This window comes from Bartonella sp. AP72JLCBS (assembly GCF_042195705.1).
GTDB lineage: Bacteria > Pseudomonadota > Alphaproteobacteria > Rhizobiales > Rhizobiaceae > Bartonella.
This window is the reverse complement of sequence record NZ_JBHIOU010000008.1, coordinates 65818-87043: the sequence shown is the minus strand read 5'-3', so window position 1 is coordinate 87043 and position 21226 is coordinate 65818. Positions and strand designations below refer to the sequence as shown.

Sequence of the window (21226 nt, the reverse complement as noted above, 5' to 3'; positions counted from 1 at the left end):
CACAAAAAACGAATCAAAAAAATCAAAGTTATAAAGCATAAAATTCTGAAAACGATCAATAGAGTGTTGGCTTATTCATCTTCTCTTTTTAAAGTAAAAAGTTTTGCAGCATAACGAGCAAGTTGATCAATTTCCAAATTGACCCGATCTCCAATTTTAGCTTGTCCCCACGTTGTCATTTCAAGTGTATGGCGAATAATAAGAACATCAAAAACACAATCCTCAACACCATTAACAGTCAAAGATGTCCCATTAAGTGCAATAGATCCCTTATTAACAATGAAAGGCATAAATTGTCTTGAAACTTTTAAATAAAAGCGAATTGCATCCCCTTCATTTTTTTGATCAATGATTTCAGCCAAACCATCAATATGACCAGAAACTAAATGTCCTCCCATTTCATCACCCAATCGAAGCGAACGTTCCAAATTAACAAAAGTTCCTTTTATCCATTGTGCAAGATTCGTTAAACGTAATGTTTCTTCCCACGCCTCGACAACAAACCAATTGGAATCTTCTTGCTTTAATCCTCGCTCTACAATTGTCAGACAAATTCCTGAACAAGCAATTGACGCCCCAATTGCTAAGCTTTCTATAGCATAGCGGGTAGAAATCTTTAAACGAATCCCCTGCTTTAAAGGTTGAACATCTTCAACACAACCAATATCCGTTATAATTCCTGTGAACATAATGTCTTACGTCTCCACTTATAAAAACGGTCATTTCCAAACATTCTTGTCTCAATCTCATGAAACTGCGAGAGATAATTTCCAAAATGAGGGGCTTCAATACGATTTTTGCCTAAAACAATGGGGGTATGAAAACATATCAAATGATCAACACAACCAGCATTCAAAAATTTTTCCCCTGTCTTGACACCCCCTTCCAATAAAACACTATTAATCCCATGTTTATAAAGCATCTGTAAAAGAGCAAAGGGTTCTACACAACCATTATTCATCTCGACCGAATAAACAGACACACCATATTGCTCCAATGCATTTTTTTTGCTTTTCTTTGAAATATCCACATCACAAATAACCCATGTAGGAATTTTTATGGCTGTTTGGACAACTTTTGCATCAAGGGGGATAGATAAATCTGCATCCAAAATAATACGAATTGGTGAGCGCATCTCCATCCCTGGCAAGCGGCAATTGAGTTGTGGATCATCTGCTAATATAGTACCAATACCAACGAGGATAGCATTATTTTGAGCACGTAGAATATGCGTATGGGCATGAGAAAGTGTTCCACTAATTTTTACGCTGCCCTTCTCTCTTTTTCCAACACCATTATCGGCAGAAATTGCCATTTTAAAAGTGACCGCACAGCGTTGTATCTTCCTTATGCACCAATGCGTCCATAAGGATTCAAAAGCCTCTTCAGCTAAAATGCCCTCAACCACTTCAATACCCGCCGCTCGCAAAAGAGCAATACCATGACCATCAACACGCTTGTCACAATCAGTCAGCGCAACAACAACTCGAGAAACACCTGAATCAATAAGCGCATTCACACACGGCGAAGTTTTTCCATAATGCGCACAAGGTTCTAAAGTAACATAAGCTGTCGCTCCTTGAGCCAAAGAACCTGCCATGTGTAAAGCTTGCACTTCCGCATGAGGACTCCCATGAATAGCTGTTACGCCATAGCCAACAATAAAAGCCCCCACAGCACCATTATCGTTTCGCACAATTAACGTACCAACGGAAGGATTCTCACCTGTAAGACCGACATGACGTTCTGCTAAACGAATAGCTGCAGCCATAAACCGTTCATCTTGCACTTTTTTATTCATCAAAACGAGATTCTGTATCCGCGATACCCTTTGACAATTCATCTATAACATCGTGAAAATCGCTTGCATTACGAAAATCTCGATACACAGAAGCAAAACGAATATAAGCAATATCATCAATTCTTTTCAATGCTTCCATCACAAGATGCCCAATTTTTTCTGAAGAAATCTCTGGTTCTCCCAAACTTTCAAGCTGGCGTACAATGCCAGAAATTGCTCGTTCAATATGATCAGGATCAATATTGCGCTTACGTACAGCCACATCAACTGATCGCATTAACTTATCACGATCGAAGGGTTCACATCGTCCACTTTTTTTAGCAACCAAGAGCTCACGCAACTGAACACGTTCAAAAGTTGTAAAACGACCACCACAAACGGAACACACACGGCGGCGGCGAATCACTGCCCCCTCTTCTGCTGGACGAGAGTCTTTGACCTGTGTATCCTCATATTGGCAGTAAGGACAGCGCATCCTTTGTATCCTTAACGAGTGGTAAGATAAGAGTAAAGAGGAAATTGATTCGTTATATCTTTTACCTTTTTCTCAACAGCCATTTCAACGGCATGATTATCTTCATCACTTTTTGCACTCCGAAGACCATCAAGAACTTCTGAAATCAGATGACCAACTTGAATAAACTCTTTTTCTAAAAAACCACGCGTCGTGGCAGCAGGTGATCCCAAACGAATTCCCGATGTTATAGATGGCGTTTCAGAATCAAAAGGAATGCCATTTTTATTGCAGGTAATATGAGCACGTCCCAAAGCCAATTCAGCACGTTTACCTGTTAGATTTTTGGAACGTAAATCAACCAACAACAAATGATTATCTGTACCACCAGAAACAATATTAAAACCATTACCCTGTAATGTTTTTGCTAAAGTTTTCGCATTAGCGACAACATTGGCACTGTAACTCTTGAAAGAGGGACGCAAAGCCTCCTCAAACGCAACAGCCTTTGCGGCAATCACATGCATTAAAGGACCACCCTGAAGACCAGGAAAAATTGCAGAATTAATTTTTCTGGATAAAGCCTCATCATTTGTCAATATTAAACCACCACGAGGACCTCGAAGCGACTTATGTGTTGTTGTTGTTACAATATGCGCATGTGGAACAGGTGAAGGATGCACGCCACCAGCAACAAGACCAGCAATATGAGACATATCAACGAGTAAATGAGCACCGATTTCATCTGCAATTTCACGGAATCGTTTCCAATCCCATAGCCGTGGATAAGATGAGCCCCCTGCTATAATAAGTTTTGGCTTACGTTCTTTTGCAAGCTGCTCAACCTCATCCATATCAATAATCTGATCTTCTTGACGCACACCATAGGAAACAACATCAAACCATTTTCCTGACATATTAACAGGTGAACCATGCGTAAGGTGACCTCCAGCATTTAAATCCAACCCCATAAATGTGTCACCAGGCTGAAGTAAAGCTAAAAAGACAGCTTGATTCATTTGGCTACCAGAATTAGGCTGTACATTCGCAAACGCAGCACCGAAAAGCTGTTTTGCCCTTTCAATAGCTAAATCTTCAACGACATCAACAAATTGACACCCACCATAGTAGCGCTTTCTTGGATAACCTTCTGCATACTTATTGGTTAAAACAGACCCTTGCGCTTCAAGGACCGCTCTTGAAACAATATTCTCTGAAGCAATCAGCTCAATTTCATGTTGTTGACGCTCAAACTCCCCTCTAATTGCGTCAAAAATTGCACCATCAACAGTTTGTAAATTATCATTAAAAAAGCGCTTTTGTGCGTCATTTTCTTGCTGAGTCATAAAACACATTCCTAACATAAAAAAATAAAGTCAAAGAACGATAACACAGCAAACCATGCAAACCAAACATTTTAAACTACTTACACTCAAAAATAATGAGGCAAATATTTATCTTATTCTTTGTTATAAAAACAGCGAAAAACTTTCCTCTCGAGAATAGTAAAAAATGAGATTACATTTCTTTTTTTACACTCTTATTTGTTTACACCTTTTACAAAAAATATCTATAATCTAAAGAAATTCAATAATTTAATGATTAAAAATAATTTATAATGTGAAAAGCTGAATATAATAGGCAAAGTTAATACGAAGGCAAATAAGAATGCTAACCAAAGTTTTTATTGATGGTGAACATGGCACAACCGGACTACAAATACAAAAACGCTTAGAAAGGCGTACAGATTTAAAACTACTCTCTCTTGCTCATAAAGATCGCCATAATGTTCATCTGCGACAAGACTATCTTAATCAAGCCGATATTGCTATTTTGTGTCTTCCAGATGATGCTGCACGCGAAACGGTTCATTGGCTTCAAAAAAATAAAAACATTAGGATTATTGATAGCTCGACAGCCCACCGTGTTGCACCAGACTGGGTTTACGGTTTTCCTGAAATGACAGCAGGACAAAGAAAGCGCATCCAAGCAGCACATTATATAACCAATCCCGGATGCTATCCTACCGGTGCCATTAGTTTGATTCGCCCACTCCGTGAAGCAGGACTGCTAGACGCCGATTATCCCATCTCGATTAATGCAATCTCCGGCTATACCGGTGGTGGAAAACAGTTGATTTTACAAATGGAAAATCAATCTCAACAAAATATTCAGGACAATTATTTTATCTATGGTCTTAATCTTGAACACAAACATGTGCCAGAAATTAAAATCTATGGACAAATCAATCAACCCCCAGTTTTTATACCAAGTGTGGGTCGTTTTCCCCAAGGAATGATTGTAAATCTTCCTCTGCATCGCCATTTATTTACAAAATCAGCAAACTGTTCTGATTTGCGCGAAATTCTCGCAAACCATTACGATGGACAAAATACCATTTTAGTTGCATCACAAGAAGAAACTGCTTCACTTCAAAGACTTAATCCAGAGTGTTTAGCCAATAAAGATGGTATGAAACTGTTCGTATTTGGAAATGATCGTGAAGGTATTTTTAATCTCAGCGCCATATTCGATAATTTAGGAAAAGGCGCATCAGCTGCAGCTATCCAAAACCTCGATTTAATGCTTGCAAGCGACTAAACCTCCCTACCCACAAACTTTTATTCAACAACGCGATAAGCCCCTTTTGTTGCTCGCCAATGTGCAACAACAAAACACAACACGACTAATGCCATACTTTGATGAATGAGCCCCAAACTTATCGGAACCTCATGTAACAGTGTTAAGATACCCAAGACTGCTTGGATAATAATCATAACACAGATAAGAAATGCACGACGAGAATGAGTTGAATGTGGAGCATTTTTTTGTACATAGAAAGCATGAATAGCCGAGGCAATCAATAAAAAATAAGCAAAAAATCTATGAATAAACTGAACCGTTAAGGGATTTTCGAATAAATTGAGCCAAACAGGACGATGCTGTAACAATCCATCAGGAATAATCTGACCATCCATAAGGGGCCATGTATTATAGACTTTTCCAGCATGAAGCCCTGCAACCAAAGCTCCGAAATAAATCTCTATCAAGACGAGAATAACAAGCCATGCCGCAAAATATTGCACCTTTTGATTTGCTGGCTTTTCTGAGTATTCTTCAAGTCCTCGAGATAAATAAGTAACAAAAACAATAACAAAACATGCCGTTATAAGATGAAAGGCCAAACGATATTGGCTCACACTTGTTAAACTACTTTGCCCAATCCCTGAAGCAACCATCCACCAACCAATAAAGCCTTGAAAGGCGATAAGAATAGGTACAACAATAAGCGGGAGTAAGATATTTTTTTCAACACGCTTAGTCGCCCAAAACCAAATGAGCCCCAATAAAGCGACAAGACCAACAAGACGCCCAAGAACACGATGCGCCCATTCCCACCAAAAAATGACCTTAAAAGCACTTAAAGTCATATCAGGATTAAGCAGCTTATACTGTGCTATCTGTTGATATTTTAAAAATTCCTCTTGCCATTGATCCTCACCAATCGGTGGAATAACGCCGTGTATTGGCTTCCATTCCGTTATAGATAATCCTGATCCCGTCAAACGAGTAGCGCCACCCACTAAAACAATTGCCAAACAAAGCAATAAAATAGAGTAAAGCCACACCTGTATATGTTTTCTATTTTCCTTTTGCACAGGCGTTAAAACGCTATTGTTTAATCTCTTTACTGCCATCTCTGATTGCCCCACGCTTCTCTCCAACTAAAATGCATTTTAAAATTTAAACATTAACTCTTTGTCTATTTTAGTATGTACTACAACTTTAGCAAAAAACAAGCGTACCACTATAACATGCGATACATATTTCTTTTTTACGAAACTTATGATGCTACAACGCGATAAACAGTCTTTGGAAAGCTGTCTACCATACGCATCATCCATTCTTGTTCATTAAGAACAGTATTACAAATATAATAGTCTGTTAGCTCTGCAAATTGCTCAACCCCATATTTTGGTTCGCTTGCCATCTCTAGGATGATAAAATCATATTCTTTTTTAAATTCTTGTAATATATGAAAAATATCATTTGAAAAATCTTGTGCTGAAATAGCACTTGTTAACCCCTGAGGAAGAATATCAACCCCCGTATCATAATCACGGTAAATAACATCATGCAACTTGGCATTGCCCGTTAAAATATCACTCAGTCCGCGATGTGGGCCAATGACTTTCTCTATTTGTTGACCAGAAATATCGACCAACAAAATTGTTTTGTTCTCTTTTGTGAGATGAAGTGAAAGCTTTGCCGCTGTCCGTGCAGCTTCTGGTCCAATGATTGAAATAATGGTTGAAGCACGCCATTTCAAAACATCAGATAATCCCTCTATCGTAATAAAAGCTTCAAAATTTTTCATTTCTTGAGAGACTAAAATACTCTCATTCTTCTTAAGATCATTTTCTTTTGATCTCAAATCCTCTTCTGAGATTTGGTCTTTTTTCCTTTTAAAGCACGGATAGAATAACAATATTCCTAGCAAAAGAGTAAGGAAGCTGACCAATGCACTCACAAGAATATTTTTTCCATAAAGAGCCATAAAAGAAATTGGTGCTAACGTTGTTGGCGTGACCACGTGAATATTTGTATTTTGTAAGAGAAGAGGATCATCACTCAATCTCCGATATGAATCAATAATTTTTTCTCTTCGATGAGCAGACTTGCTCATCGCTTTATTTTGGGCATCGACTGCTGCTTTTATTTTATTTTCAAACTCGTTAAATATTTCATTCAAAGATTGGGATTGATCTTTTACAAAAAAGTTCATTCTTTTTTTGAGCTGTTTTTCTAATTCCGTTGCAATAACCTCATCTGAATGAACTTGATAAACGATTTGTAAAATTTTATTTTTTAATTGATGAGAAACTGTCTCTAATTCTGCAGTCATCGCTTTAATTTGAGGATGTGTCCACCCTAATTGCACAGCCATATGTGCTCTTTGTGTTTCCAAGAGATCACGTTTAGATTCCAGAGCAGCAATTGCTGAATTGCCTGCAATAAACGATAAAGACAGTAAAGACTGCCCATTTTCACGCATCATGTTAATCGTTGAATTCAAACTTGTTAAATGAATACGCTTTAAAGTTGCTTGCGTTAATTGCATCGAAAGATCATGAAGCTCTGTTTGTTTTACACCACGCTGAATAAAAGAATCAATAGATTTACGAAATTCCTGCACGATATTAAGGATTGCAATATTATCATATTGTTTGTCTTCTAATTTATCATTTAACAAGAATTGTTTCTGTTTTATGATTGCTTGTGAAAATGCGGAAAACCAAGTTTCCAACCCACGTTGAGCTGCTTCAAGTGTCTCGGCTTCAAAAGTAAGATCGATAAAATCACCATGACGCGATAAACGGATATTTTCATGATTTTTTTTCTTATAAGAAGCACTTAAAGAAAAATTCGAATCATTGAAGAACATAGGCTGTGAAAACAAAAAGGCGATAACATTGTCTTGCTTTTTAATTGGTAATAGCTTTCCTACAGAATCAGATAATGAAAATGTTAAAGTTGCTTGGTAACCACGGGGCTGGACAAAATAATACAACCAAATCAAAGATACACATAGCATTTGTAATAGCAAAACAATCAAAATGCTTCGCCATACGGTACGTACGAATAGTCTTTTATTACATGTAAGACTCATCTTTATTTTAACCAGCAAAATACTTCTTCATATTGTTTTATTAAGAGAAAGTAGTAACTATCCTCTTAACTTGCTGTCATATTATTTTGAGATAATAAAAATATAAAATTTAAGAACAAATGTTCAACAATAGCTTTAAAGAACTTAATTCATATTTTTTTTGAGGCTCTCTAGTTGTTTTTTTGCTTCAGAAGTAACAACCGCTCTAATGGTAATAGACCCATCATCATGCCCTTCTTGCACTATTTCCGCAGAGTTTTCATAAAACCAATCAATAAGCGACATTTCATGAGGTTGTAAAAGATATTCAATGCTTTGCACCTCTCCAAAAATTCGCTTTTCAATGGCTCTTAATAATTGATCGAGTCCATCCCCCTTAAGTGCTGATACCATGAGAGCAGGATTTAATCGCGTCTTTGCGCTTGTTTGTAAAACATTCAATGCTTGCTCATCTAACATATCAATCTTATTCCAAACTTCTATGATATGCTCCATATCATCAATATCGATATCAAGACTTGAAAGCACTTCTAAAACATCTTGGGCATGTGCTCGATGATCAAGATCTGACATATCTCTTATATGAAGAATGAGATCTGCTTCAACCACTTCTTCAAGGGTTGCTCTAAAAGCTGCAATCAAATTCGTTGGCAAGTTAGAAATAAACCCTACAGTATCAGACAAAAGAACAGTTTTTCCATGGGGAAGAACAACTTTGCGCAAAGTCGGATCAAGCGTTGCAAATAACATATTCTTTGCTAAAACATCTGCACCGCTTAAACGGTTAAAAAGAGTTGACTTTCCTGTATTCGTATATCCTACCATTGCTACAACAGGATAAGATGTTTTTTTCCTTTTTGCTCTATGAAGTGCACGTGTTTTAATAACCGTTTGCAATTCGCGGCGAATACGAATAATTTTCTCTTGTAAAAGACGCCTATCTGCTTCAATTTGCGTCTCACCAGGTCCACCTAGGAAGCCACGCCCCCCCCGTTGCCTTTCCAAGTGCGTCCAACTCCGCACAAGCCTCCCTTTTTGATAGGACAAGTGCGCTAACTCTACTTGCAAAACTCCTTCTTTTGTTCGTGCACGGTCCCCAAAAATTTCAAGAATCAAAGCCGTTCTATCGATAACTTTGCAATTCCACAATTTTTCTAAATTACGCTGCTGTACTGGCGTTAAAAAGTGATCTACAATCGCAAGCTCAATAGAATATTCATCTATATAACAGGTTAACGCATCTACTTTACCTTTTCCAAAGAGAGTCGCAGAGCGAGGCGTTGCAATATTAATCATTTCATAATTAACAACTTCTAACCTTATAGCACGTGCTAACCCCAATGATTCTTTAACACGAGAAGATATAGAACACTCTCTCAAAGAGCTTTCACTTCTATTTTCTTGAAAAATCGGTATCAGAACAAGTGCGCGCACCTGTCCTGTATTCTGCGAAAATACCCCTCCTAATCTCTCATTTTCATTTATCATAGCAATCTAAGTACTTTTAAATGGGATAAGAGGTCTATCTTAAAATGATATGTTTACTCAGGACTTTCACCCTCAAACATCTGTACAGGCTGTCCAGGCATAATCGTAGAAATAGCATGCTTATAAACCAATTGCGCGTGTCCATCTCGGCGCAAAAGAACACAAAAATTATCAAATGAAGTTACAATACCCGTGAGTTTAACGCCATTGACAAGAAAAATTGTAAGGGAAATTTTTTGCTTACGCACCGTATTTAAAAACACATCTTGCAGGTGTTGTGATCGCTCTGCCATTATTCTTACACCTTTATCTAGATTGCATAAAATATTCGTGCATGCATATCGACTGAAAAATATCCAATTGTCAACGTAGAAGCTTAAAAATTCAGCAACAAACAACTGAAATTAGAGAAAAAACAGCTCTTTAAGACAATAATAAAGTACAACTTACGAAAAGCTATATTAAATTAAAAATTTTTCCACGTTTACTTTTTTATGAGCTTACAATTCAAAGGCATACTTTTATACATCCTAAGCTATTACAGACTATATGTGATGATGAATCTGCTTCGTTTAGAATCAATAAAAGTAAGCGGACAACAACATTTATTAACGATTATCGATATTAAAGAGAGACATTCGCACCTTACTGTATATATAACCGCTATTAAATTGTCCTTATTTCAAAGACTGCCGGCTTATAAAGCTTTCTATAAACACAAGTTGTAAACAGTATTTTTGTTTTAGTTAGATTTAAATAATAAATTGTTTTTACTATATTTTATAACATTTTTAAACAGGGTACAAGAAACCGCGTTAACTTTATCTTGATAAGTTTTTAAAATTTTTCCCTAAGCATATTCCTTTCTAAATAATTAACAGCTAGTATGTAGAAATTATGTGGAAGAGGACGTATCCCTTTTCCGGCTGTAAGAGTACGAGGCGAGTATGGCACGCAGAACAAAATTGCAAACATTTGAAGTTGAAGTTGAAGAAGCCCTCACAAAAGCTATGAACTTTGATTTCGATGACACAGGATTTGAAACGATATCATCCAATAATTCTGAAAATGTTGTTAATGTCGATGATCTGATTCAAAAAATTGCAATGGCAGAAGAAGAATTTTTTGCTGAAAACGGTACGTCAACTTTTGTTTCTAATATTCATGATGAAGCTGTTGTTGATAAATCCGTTGTTGAACAGCTTTTTGCTCCAAAACCTTCACCTGATATTTCAGGTGGAACTGTTCATAATACATTATTGCCTACAAAACTTCTTCCTGCAAATGATGATATAACAACCCCTGTAAATTTTGGACCATTCAAGCAGCGTTCTTCCTCTCGAGTCTACTGGTATACAACAGCGCTTAGTGCTTTATGGGCAACGGGAGGAGCTTTTATTGCGCATAAACTCGCACCTACCGGACTCAGCTCCTTATCCAATATCAGCACTTTTGTTACATCCCCAACAGGACTTGCTGTAGCAGCCGGAACAGCAATTCCTATCCTTATATCTTGGGGCGTTGCTCAATTAACAAAACGTTCAAACGACTTGCATAATATTGCGCTTCTTATGACCAATGCTGCACAGCGCCTTAGTGAACCACAACATCTATCTGAAAAACAAGCTATTGCTATAGGGCAAACCATTCGTGAAGAAGTAGCGGCAATGAACGAAGGTATTGAACGTACCCTCGGACGTGCTGTTGAACTTGAAGCAATCATACAAGGTGAAGTTCACAATCTAGAACAAGCCTATGCTGAGAATGAATCACGCATTCACACATTAATCAAAGAATTGAGTAATGAACGCATAGCCATTTTGAATCACGCAGATCGCGTACAATCAACAATTAAAGGAACCCAAGAACAACTGAGTGATGAATTTGGTTTGGTTACCTCTAACATTGTGACCAATGTTGAAAAGCTTGCACAAACCCTTTCTCAAACTTTACAAAAACAAGGTGAAGACCTTGTTGAAAAACTTTCCTATGCCGGTGATGGCGTAACAAATCAACTTGTTGAAAAATTTAACAAAACAACAACACAAATTCAGCAGAAAAACACGGAATTTTTTCATGAATTAGGAAAAAACTTTGATGGTTTTGCAAAACGATTTGATCATAATGAAAAACAAATAGAAAAAACCTTTAATGAAACAGCTGAAAAAGCAGAAGTACATGTTGCTAAAATTGCAACACATATACAAGCAGTAACAGATCAAACTTTGCACGCTGTCGATGAAAAGTTTAAAGCCTTGGATAAAGCTCTTATTGATCGTAATAATCAATCTCTACAGAATTTTGATGAGAAGATCTTAAAGCTCGACGACCAAGCACATAAACTCTCTTCTAAATTTGATAACGTAACCTCGCAAGCAATTGGAGCCTTTGAACAACGTTTAGCAACTGTTGATCTTTCTCTTAAAGAGCATAGTGATTCCATCATTGATTCCTTTATAGAACGCAGTCAGGCTTTAGAGGATAATGCTGAAAAACTTGGTAACTTCTTGGAAGCTCATGTCTTGAAAATAAATGAGAACCTCCAAGAAAAAACAGCAGACATTACCCATGCATTTACAAATGGACGTGAAGCTATTCTTTCTGCAATTGATAAAAGTAAGGAAAGTCTGAGAGAAGAAATTCAATATGTCGACAATGCCATTGTTGATATCATACAAGAACGTTCACAAGATTTTAAAGTACAACTTTCTGATCAACGAGCTCTTATGGCAGACATGCTCGATAACGAGAAAAATAAAATTGCGGATACATTAAGAAATCAAATTGATGTTTTGTCCCAAAATACTTCTCATATTGAAAAAGTTTTGGCTGATAATGTTCAAGTCGTTGATAAACAAGCTGAAAATCATATTACAAACATCATTCAATGCACTGAAAAGTTACAAGATGTCATTGTACAAAGTTGTAATACAACCCAAGATGCTTTAGAAGCACAAGCGAGAAATATTGATATCCGTGCCGATGCTCTGCGCGATTCTTTAGCGATTAATAGTTTTTCTCTCAATGAAGTTCTTGCCGATCAAGCACGCACACTTGAACAACGCATGGAAACAATCCATAATCTCATTGCAAAAAGTGATATACGTGTCGATGTTGCATTGAAACAACAAATAGATTTAGTTGAGAGTGCAATTGTCGCCAATAATAAAAACATTACTGAAACGGTTCAAGATCATATCAAAAACCTTGAAAGCCATGCCGAAATTTTAAAAAATACGCTCTCTCAATCGAGTGGTGTTTTCTTTGAAACCCTTGAAACACGTATGGAATCATTCGATACAGATCTAGAAGATCGTGCACACAAAATTTTTGAACGGACAACAACGCTAGAGGAAACATTATCTGAAAAATTTAGCCAAATCTGTGAAGCCATTGATATGCAAACATCTGTTATTGAGGAACGTTCTGACACATTAAAAACGTCTCTCATGATTAGTAATGAGCAAAGTCAGATAATTCAACAAGCGCTGGAAAGCAGTGTTGACAATATGCGTGTAACCTTAGAAGACTCTGTTAATACAGTGACAGATAACCTGCATAATAAGATTATAAAAGCTTCTGATATTCTTTCTTCTACGAGTGAACAAATTCTTTCATCTGTTACAAATGTTACTGCACAAGCAGAAAATATTCTCTCAGAATCAGGCAATCGCATTGTATCAAATGTCAAAAAAACTGTTTATGATACCAGTGAAAAAGTTCTGTCAGTTCTGTCTGAACAAACAGCGCATACTGTCGAAGCTTTCGCAACAGCCAGCCATAATGCACAAGCATTATTGAATGAAACTATTCACACATCAACAACAGCAATAGAACAAGTTCTTAATGAACGCTGTGATGTTCTTCATCACTCTATGCAAAATCTTAAAAATAATTTAGGATATCAGCTCTCTGATGTAACGAGCCGTCTGGAAGATGCTGGAAATCAAACAACAACACAAATTTCACAACATGTTGGAAAAATAACAGAGCTTACAAATCACTTAAATCAAGCAGCGCAAAATACGACAGAATCAATTGATTCTTTAACACAGCATATCGGTGAACAACTCTCTCTTTCCACACAAGATGCTGAACAAAGAATTTATGCACATAATGAATCTTTAGTGAATAGCTTAACCAAAGCTAACTCTGAAACACTTCAAACAATAACGATTATGAAGGAAGAGCTTGTTAATAATGTCTCATCCATCTTAACACAGTTGAATCAATCAATTTACAATTTTCAGGAAAATAGTAATGTTTTATTATCGGCTGTTCAAAATATTGATGGGCAGTTTAATGAGAGTACGAATAATTTTTTCCGCAACACGGACCAAGTAGCAGAGCGTTTGTCAGCTTCAAATCAAGCGCTCAATACTAATGTTGAAATTCTGCAAGGACTTTCAAAGAGTACCTTTGAACAAATTAATCATATAACGAGCAGTTTTGGTGAACATGCAAAGACACTTTCCCAAACTATTCATGTTCTTGAACAGTCTGAAAATTCACTTAGTGCAACACTTGAAGAAAAACATAATACGCTTTCTGTATTAAGCGATGCTCTTGTTTCAAAGTCTCATGAAATTAATCAAATGATTGGGCATTATGAAAAAATCTTCAACTTAGCACTTGAACGCTCTGATAAGAATGCGCGTAACTCCACAAATTCATTCCAACAATCACTTAATAAGCTTGTTAGTGAAGCATCAACGCGTTTTTCAGAAGCAGCAGAAGATATACGTCGCTCCGCTGATGAAGTTCGTTTAGAGCTTTCAAAGATTAATAATGATATCAATGAAAATGTAAAAAAACTTCCAGAAAAAACAAAAGAAACAACGCAAACAATTCGCACAGCTTTGAATGAACAGATTACAGCGTTACAAGATTTAGTCAGTGTTATACAAAATGATCAAAAGAGCGCACAAAAACAGCTAATATCAGCATTGCCTACATCATCAATGTTTAATCAAAAAAGTGACAGTTCCACTGAGTCTGTTAAAAAGATTGTGCCACCTAAGCCTATTTTGCAACAAGATCAAAGCAAAAAAAGACCAAATAAATGGGTATCAAATCTCTTAGAAAGAGCTTCACGTGAAGAAACATTTTATGATGCTCCCCCTAGTGATGATGTTTTAACATCAGTGCAAACAAAACCATCTCCTGCAAACTGCTCTCTTAATTCATTAGCTTCTGGTATAGTGCAAGCTATTAATCACAATGCCATTGTTGAGCTATGGGATCATTATCAACGTGGACAAAAAAACATCGTAACAGAACGCCTTTATACCTTAAATGGACAAAAAATATTTGAAATGATTAAGAAAAAATATATGAGCGATTTTGGGTTTAAACGTTCAGTGAATCAATATGTTACAGATTTCGAAAAGCTCTTACGTGATATATCGCGCAGTTCTGGCTCTTCCAACTCAGTTCGCAAGTACTTGATATCAGATACCGGAAAAGTTTATACTATGCTTGCTCATGCAAGTGGTCGAATCCAATAACAAATAAGAAAGTGGAAAAAGATATTTTTTCCACTTTCTCTCTCCAGTTGTTTTAATGGCTCATCATAGAATGCTTTTTTTTCAACTGTAGCTTTGTACTTCAAAGGTTGGGATAATTGGCATGCGGTTTTCTTTGATATCCTAAGCAATAACCCTAAAGAAGCGTAATGGCTTATCAAACAACGTATCATTCTAAGAATGATAAAGCATGTTTTCTATTTCCTTATCTTTTTCTTAACTCCTTTATTTTTCATAGTTTCATAAAGGTACAAAATCGGTAATAATTATTTTTATTAATTGTGAAAAAAATTCATGCTTTTGTATTAAAATAGCTCATAGAAACACTTCTATTTATTTTTTTAATGTTTTTTATCCACATATTACTCTCGTTTGAATTATGTAAGTAAATATTTTTTATTATATTAGATGAATTTGAGCTAAAAGAATCTTATTGTATTCAAATTTCTCATTCAACATACGAGATGATTCATTATAAATTATAAAGTTTGCATTATTAAGAGTTCAATTGAATAATAAACAAAACAACTCCCATTTTTAAAGTTCCAATTTCCTTTTAAATAGCTGCAAAAATAATTTATAAATTGCAAATTGTTATTTAAAATTTCTTCTACCTCCCTATAGAAATTTAAATAAAGAAGATGAAGTTAATAGAAAACACTCTTCTTTTCTTTCCTTAAGTTGTAAGCATTGCAAAAAAAATAATGGCTTGGTAATGTAATTATTAGTAATATTTTATTTGTTTGTAGACTAATCAATTTTTACGGGTTTTATTAAGGAAAGAAAAAACTAATCGTGCTGCTATCAATGAAATTATTCATGCACACAAACAAAAAGAATCATCAAACTGGTTTTACGATCCAGAAGAATTTTCTCATACTCATGCATTTTGATATTCAGAGAAATGAGGATTTATTAGTGGACAAAACCTTATCGTAGATGGAACATCTCATATACACATACGCTAACTTGGATATCATAAAAATGTCTAGAGAACGAAATAGTGATTTCAGTTCACCAAAAGCTGAACTTGACAGTGCCGCACTTTTTTATCACCAGTACCCTAAACCTGGAAAATTGGAAATACAAGCAACAAAACCTCTTGATAACCAACGTGATTTAGCTCTTGCTTATTCTCCAGGTGTTGCTGCACCATGTCTTGCAATTCATGAAGATCCTAATCTTGCTGCTCAATATACCTCCCGTTCTAATTTAGTCGCTGTTATATCCAATGGAACTGCTGTTCTTGGTTTAGGAAATATTGGCCCTCTTGCTTCAAAGCCAGTTATGGAAGGTAAAGCCGTTTTATTCAAAAAATTTGCGAATATTGATGTCTTTGATATTGAAATTGATGCATCCGATATAGAACAAATGGTACAAACGGTATCGACTTTAGAACCTACATTTGGTGGTATTAATCTTGAAGACATTAAGGCTCCTGAATGTTTTGACATCGAAGAAAAGCTTCGTGCTAAAATGAAAATTCCAGTTTTTCATGATGACCAACATGGAACTGCCATTATTGTTTCTGCGGCTGTATTAAATGCCTTAAATCTTTCAGGAAAAAAAATTGAAAATGCAAAAATAGTTACCTCAGGTGCAGGTGCTGCTGCCCTCGCTTGCCTTAATCTTTTGGTTCGTCTTGGGGCAAAAGTTGAAAATATTTGGCTTAGTGACTTAGAGGGAGTTGTTTATAAAGGTCGCAAGACCCTTATGGATCGTTGGAAAATCAATTACGCACAAAAAACGGACGCACGAACTTTATCTGATATTATTGATGATGCGGATATTTTTCTAGGCCTATCTGCAGGTGGTGTTTTAAAGCCTGAATATCTTAAAAGAATGGCTCAAAATCCACTCATTTTAGCACTGGCTAATCCAGTACCAGAAATTATGCCTGAAGAAGCACGCTCTATCCGACCAGATGCAATGATCTGCACAGGACGCTCTGATTATCCCAATCAAGTTAATAATGTCCTTTGTTTTCCCTATATCTTCCGTGGTGCATTAGACGTAGGTGCTAGTGCAATTAATGAAGAAATGAAAATGGCCGCTGTTCATGCGATTGCTGCCCTTGCACGTGAAGAAACTTCAGATGTTGTAGCACGTGCATACTCGAAAGAACCACCCAATTTTGGACCAGACTATCTAATCCCCTCTCCTTTTGATCCGCGTTTAATACTGCGTATTGCCCCCGCTGTTGCTAAAGCAGCAATGACAACTGGTGTCGCCATTCGTCCCATTGAAGATATGGAGGCCTACTATGATATCCTCAATCGATTTGTCTTTCTTTCTGGTTTAACAATGAAACCTGTTTTTGCTGCAGCAAAAACAGCAAAACGTAAACGCGTCATCTATGCCAATGGTGAAGATGAACGCGTCCTTCGTGCAGCACAAGTTGTCATTGAAGAACAAACAGCAACGCCCCTCCTTATCGGCCGTCCACATGTCGTAGAAGCAAGATTAAAACGCTTTGGTTTAAGAATTCGTCCTGGTATAGATTTTGAATTAACAAACCCTGAAGATGATCCACGTTTTCGTGATTATGTTAATTTATTTTTTCATTATACAGGGAGGCGTGGTGTTACGCCTGAAATGGCAAAAACAGTAGTGAGAACATCAACAACGGCTATTGCTGCCCTCGCCGTTATGCGTGAAGAAGCAGATGCAATGATTTGCGGCTTAGAAGGACGCTTTGAACGCCAACTTGAATTGATTGAACAAATTATCGGTCTTGATCCTCATGTTCACCGTTTTTCTGCTATGAGTTTGCTTATCTCTCAACAACGTACTCTTTTCCTTACAGATACTTACGTCAATGAAAATCCTTCTGCAGAAGAAATCGCTGAAATGACTGTGTTGGCAGCTCAAGAAGTTGAAGCATTTGGAATAACACCAAAAGCAGCCTTATTATCACACTCAAACTTTGGTTCTAAAAACACAGAAAGTGCGCGTAAAATGCGACGTGCAACAGAAATTCTTGCCAAATTACACCCTGATTTAGAAGCAGATGGTGAAATGCATGCTGATGCTGCCCTTTCCAAAGTTTTTCGTGATCGTGTTTTTCCTAATTCTCGTCTTAAAAGTGAAGCTAATTTGCTTGTCTTTCCAACACTTGATTCAGCCAATATCACGCTCAACACTGTTAAAAGCCTCACAAATGCACTCCATGTTGGTCCTATTCTAATCGGGGCAGCACGTCCCGCCCATATCTTAACACCTTCAGTAACTTCCCGGGGAGTTGTTAATATAACAGCCCTTGCTGTCCTTGCTGCCAATAGAAAAAATAGTCTCGTAAAATAAATGCGTAATAAAATTTCAAAGTTTTTTAAATATTGAGATATAGTATTTCATGTACTGTAAACCTCTTTTCTCTATAGATAAAGACAGCTATATTCTGGATTAAGTCTTTTTTTTAAAGAGAAAAAAGGCTAGAAGAACAATATTAAATGTATTTTGAATTTACTAACTCTATAATAAGGAATCCGTACATTGCCTTCCACGTTTGATAAAGTTGCTGATATCATTGCAGAAATCAGTGAAATTGATCGCAATACAATTACACCTGAGAGTCATACAATTGACGATTTAGGAATCGACAGTCTTGATTTTCTTGATATTGTTTTCGCTATTGATAAAGCTTTTGGAATAAAAGTCCCTCTAGAACAATGGACACAAGAAGTCAACGAAGGTACCGTTGCAACAGAAGAATACTTTGTTCTTAAAAACCTTTGTGCAAAAATTGATGATCTCGTTGCCTTAAAACAGGCGGAGTAGTTTTTTCGCCATGCATGATCAATCTGTATTCATCACTGGTATAGGTCTCATAAGCTCTCTGGGGGAAGGAACTGATCAACATTGGAATCTCTTAAATGATCCAATCCGTACACCAAACCTAGATTATACAACTTTTTCACCTTACACGGTTCATAAATTGCCCGAAATTGATTGGAGTTTACAAATTCCTAAAAAAAGTGATCAACGGCAAATGGGAACATGGCAGCGTCTTGGTACCTATGCGGCTGGTCTTGCTCTTGATGATGCCGGCATGAAAAATAATGAACAACTCACTTCAACAATGGATATGATCGTAGCGGCAAGTGGGGGAGAACGTGATATTACTGTTGATACACAGATTCTTTCTAAAGCGCGCGCTGTTGCCGATCATGCTTCTATGTTAAATGTTGCTCTTTCAACTGAACTTCGTCCAACATTATTTTTGGCACAACTTTCAAACCTTTTGGCAGGAAACATTTCAATTGTTCATAAAGTCACTGGATCATCTCGTACATTTATGGGAGAAGAAGGCAGTGGTCTTTCTGCACTTCAAATTGCTGTAGCTCGTATTAAATCAGGTCAAAGTACCCATGCTCTTGTAGGAAGTTCCTATAATGCACAAAGTTATGATATGTTGTTGGCGCATGAGCTTGGTGGTCTTTTAACCCATAATGGATGGAGCCCAGTGTGGGATCGTGGAATCTATCCAGGCGGCGGTGTCATAGCAGGTTCTGGTGGGATCTTCCTAGTTATTGAAAGTGGAGAACATGCCAAAAAACGCAACGCACGTGCTTATGCTGAAATTAGCCAAATTATTACAGACCAAACAGATAGAACCAAAATTCCACTTAGAGATTCAATTGCAACAATGTTAAAAACTGCGGGCGCTAAATCTGCCTTAGCCATTTCAGCAGCCTCAGGAGCTCACGAAGCAACAAAAGCAGAACAAAATGCTCTTGATAATGCTGATCTATCTTACCGTGGCATTACAACATTATTTGGTTATATGCGGGAAGCACAATTTCCTCTAGCTCTAGCTCTTGCAGCACTTTCAATTGAAAAAAAACGCGGTTTTCCAGCGTTAAGTCCTCATGAAAAACCTTTTTCTAAAGAAGTACGTGAAATATTTGTTACAACGATTGGTATAAAAAGAGCTGAAGGTATTGTGCGTCTTACTGCTGTTTGAAGGGGAATTTCTATAGTGAAATATCATGATCATTTTGGGCGTCCACTTGTAGCAATAACTGGTGCAGGCATTGTCACATCACTGGGACAAGGGAAACATGAAAATTGGCAAAAATTAACAAGTGGTGTAAGTGGTATCCACAAAATAACACGTTTTCCCGTTGAGGGATTAAATACATATATTGCTGGAACAATTGATTTTCTTAAAGAAAGTACACTTGGTGCTTCAGCTCTCTCTGAGAAGCTTGCACATCTTTCTGCTGAAGAAGCTTTAGAACAAGCTGCTATTGATAAAAAAAATTTTAATGGACCACTCTTTCTAGCTGCTCCTCCTGTTGAACTTGAATGGAAAGCACGTTTTAGTCTTGATCAAGAGGAAGAATTCAATAATGAGCCTTCTTATGCACATCTTCTTAAAGTCTGTAAGGATAAACTCCATGAGACGCTTTTTGAATCCACACAATTTGGTGCAATTGCAGAAAAACTTCAAAAAACATTTGGCACAAAAGGACTTCCTGTTACACTTTCCACTGCCTGTGCATCTGGTGCAACAGCAATTCAATTAGGTGTTGAGTCTATTAGACGGAGAGAGACAAATAGAGCTCTCATAATTGCGACAGATGGATCAGTTTCAGCAGAATCTCTTATTCGTTTTTCGCTACTATCTGCTCTTTCAACTCAGAATGAGCCTCCAGAAAAAGCAGCAAAACCCTTTAGCCGTGATCGAGATGGTTTTGTTATGGCAGAAGGCTCAGGCGCTCTTGTTCTTGAATCTCTTCAAAGCGCATTAAACCGTAATGCTACAGTTTTAGGAATTTTAGCTGGCTGTGGAGAAACCGCCGATGACTTTCACCGTACACGTTCAAAACCCGATGCATCACCAGCAATTGAATCCGTTCGCAAAGCTTTAGACGATGCAAAAATAACCATCAATGAAATTGACTATATTAATGCCCACGGAACTTCAACACCTGAAAATGAAAAAATGGAATATCTTGCATTATCAACAGTATTCGGTGATCTTTTAGAGCATATTCCTGTCTCTTCTAATAAATCAATGATTGGGCATACATTAACTGCTGCTGGTGCAATAGAAGCGGTTTTTTCGCTTTTAACCATTCAATCGGGAATACTTCCACCAACAATAAATTATGATAATCCTGACCCTACTATCCCCTTAGATGTTGTTCCTCATCATAGCCGTAAGTCCTGTGTCAATGCGGTTTTGTCAAACTCATTTGGATTTGGTGGTCAAAATATGAGTCTTGTTATCACTACATATAAAGGATAATCCTGTAATAATAAAATTTTATAACGCTAACCAA

The 21226-nt window shown here is 36.9% G+C and carries 14 protein-coding genes; 6 read left to right on the top strand and 8 right to left on the bottom strand.

Annotation, left to right across the window (positions count from 1 at the left end; genetic code table 11):
• Positions 1–71: 71 nt before the first annotated feature.
• From ACFILO_RS05805 to glyA, 4 genes are read right to left on the bottom strand one after another with little or no spacing between them, the layout of a single operon-like run.
• A complete protein-coding gene (locus ACFILO_RS05805; RefSeq protein ID WP_375677963.1) occupies positions 72–689 on the bottom strand; it encodes a riboflavin synthase in 618 nt (205 codons plus the stop codon).
• Positions 671–1801, bottom strand: a complete 1131-nt coding sequence (gene ribD / locus ACFILO_RS05800) for a bifunctional diaminohydroxyphosphoribosylaminopyrimidine deaminase/5-amino-6-(5-phosphoribosylamino)uracil reductase RibD (RefSeq protein ID WP_375613062.1) — start codon at positions 1799–1801, stop codon at positions 671–673. Before ribD ends, ACFILO_RS05805 begins: the two co-directional genes overlap by 19 nt.
• Positions 1794–2276, bottom strand: a complete 483-nt coding sequence (nrdR, locus tag ACFILO_RS05795; RefSeq protein ID WP_375611570.1) for a transcriptional regulator NrdR — start codon at positions 2274–2276, stop codon at positions 1794–1796. Before nrdR ends, ribD begins: the two co-directional genes overlap by 8 nt.
• Positions 2277–2287: 11 nt before the next feature.
• Positions 2288–3601 carry a serine hydroxymethyltransferase gene (glyA, locus tag ACFILO_RS05790; protein ID WP_375621302.1) on the bottom strand — a complete coding sequence of 438 codons (1314 nt, stop codon included), beginning with the start codon at positions 3599–3601 and terminating at the stop codon, positions 2288–2290.
• A 322-nt stretch (positions 3602–3923) separates the two neighbouring features.
• Between glyA and argC the strand changes: the two genes are divergently transcribed.
• Positions 3924–4856, top strand: a complete 933-nt coding sequence (argC, locus tag ACFILO_RS05785; RefSeq protein ID WP_375677962.1) for an N-acetyl-gamma-glutamyl-phosphate reductase — start codon at positions 3924–3926, stop codon at positions 4854–4856.
• A 20-nt stretch (positions 4857–4876) separates the two neighbouring features.
• Here argC and ACFILO_RS05780 read toward each other — a convergent pair whose 3' ends face one another.
• From ACFILO_RS05780 to hfq, 4 genes are all read right to left on the bottom strand, one after another.
• Positions 4877–5968 (bottom strand): COX15/CtaA family protein, encoded by a 1092-nt coding sequence (locus ACFILO_RS05780; RefSeq protein ID WP_375677961.1) that lies wholly within the window; start codon positions 5966–5968, stop codon positions 4877–4879.
• Between the two features lie 131 nt (positions 5969–6099).
• The gene (locus ACFILO_RS05775) at positions 6100–7926 is read right to left on the bottom strand and encodes a hypothetical protein (protein ID WP_375677960.1); all 1827 of its coding nucleotides are present in this window, start codon (positions 7924–7926) and stop codon (positions 6100–6102) included.
• Positions 7927–8070: 144 nt separating this feature from the next.
• The gene (gene hflX, locus ACFILO_RS05770; RefSeq protein WP_375677959.1) at positions 8071–9414 is read right to left on the bottom strand and encodes a GTPase HflX; all 1344 of its coding nucleotides are present in this window, start codon (positions 9412–9414) and stop codon (positions 8071–8073) included.
• 53 nt (positions 9415–9467) lie between these two features.
• Complete coding sequence (hfq, locus tag ACFILO_RS05765) at positions 9468–9707, bottom strand: RNA chaperone Hfq (RefSeq protein WP_005773461.1); 240 nt, start codon at positions 9705–9707, stop codon at positions 9468–9470.
• A 654-nt stretch (positions 9708–10361) separates the two neighbouring features.
• Here hfq and ACFILO_RS05760 point away from each other — a divergent pair.
• The 5 genes from ACFILO_RS05760 (at position 10362) to ACFILO_RS05740 (ending at position 21192) form a co-directional block, all read left to right on the top strand.
• On the top strand, positions 10362–14921 hold the full coding sequence (locus ACFILO_RS05760; RefSeq protein ID WP_375677958.1) for a hypothetical protein: 4560 nt from the start codon (positions 10362–10364) through the stop codon (positions 14919–14921).
• Positions 14922–15923: 1002 nt separating this feature from the next.
• Positions 15924–18242, top strand: a complete 2319-nt coding sequence (locus ACFILO_RS05755) for an NADP-dependent malic enzyme (RefSeq protein WP_375677957.1) — start codon at positions 15924–15926, stop codon at positions 18240–18242.
• A 189-nt stretch (positions 18243–18431) separates the two neighbouring features.
• Entirely contained in the window at positions 18432–18716 is a 285-nt protein-coding gene (locus ACFILO_RS05750) for an acyl carrier protein (RefSeq protein WP_005773457.1), read from the top strand.
• A gap of 10 nt (positions 18717–18726) precedes the next feature.
• Positions 18727–19902, top strand: a complete 1176-nt coding sequence (locus tag ACFILO_RS05745; protein WP_375613070.1) for a beta-ketoacyl-ACP synthase — start codon at positions 18727–18729, stop codon at positions 19900–19902.
• Between the two features lie 15 nt (positions 19903–19917).
• Entirely contained in the window at positions 19918–21192 is a 1275-nt protein-coding gene (locus tag ACFILO_RS05740; RefSeq protein ID WP_375677956.1) for a beta-ketoacyl-ACP synthase, read from the top strand.
• Positions 21193–21226 lie beyond the last annotated feature (34 nt).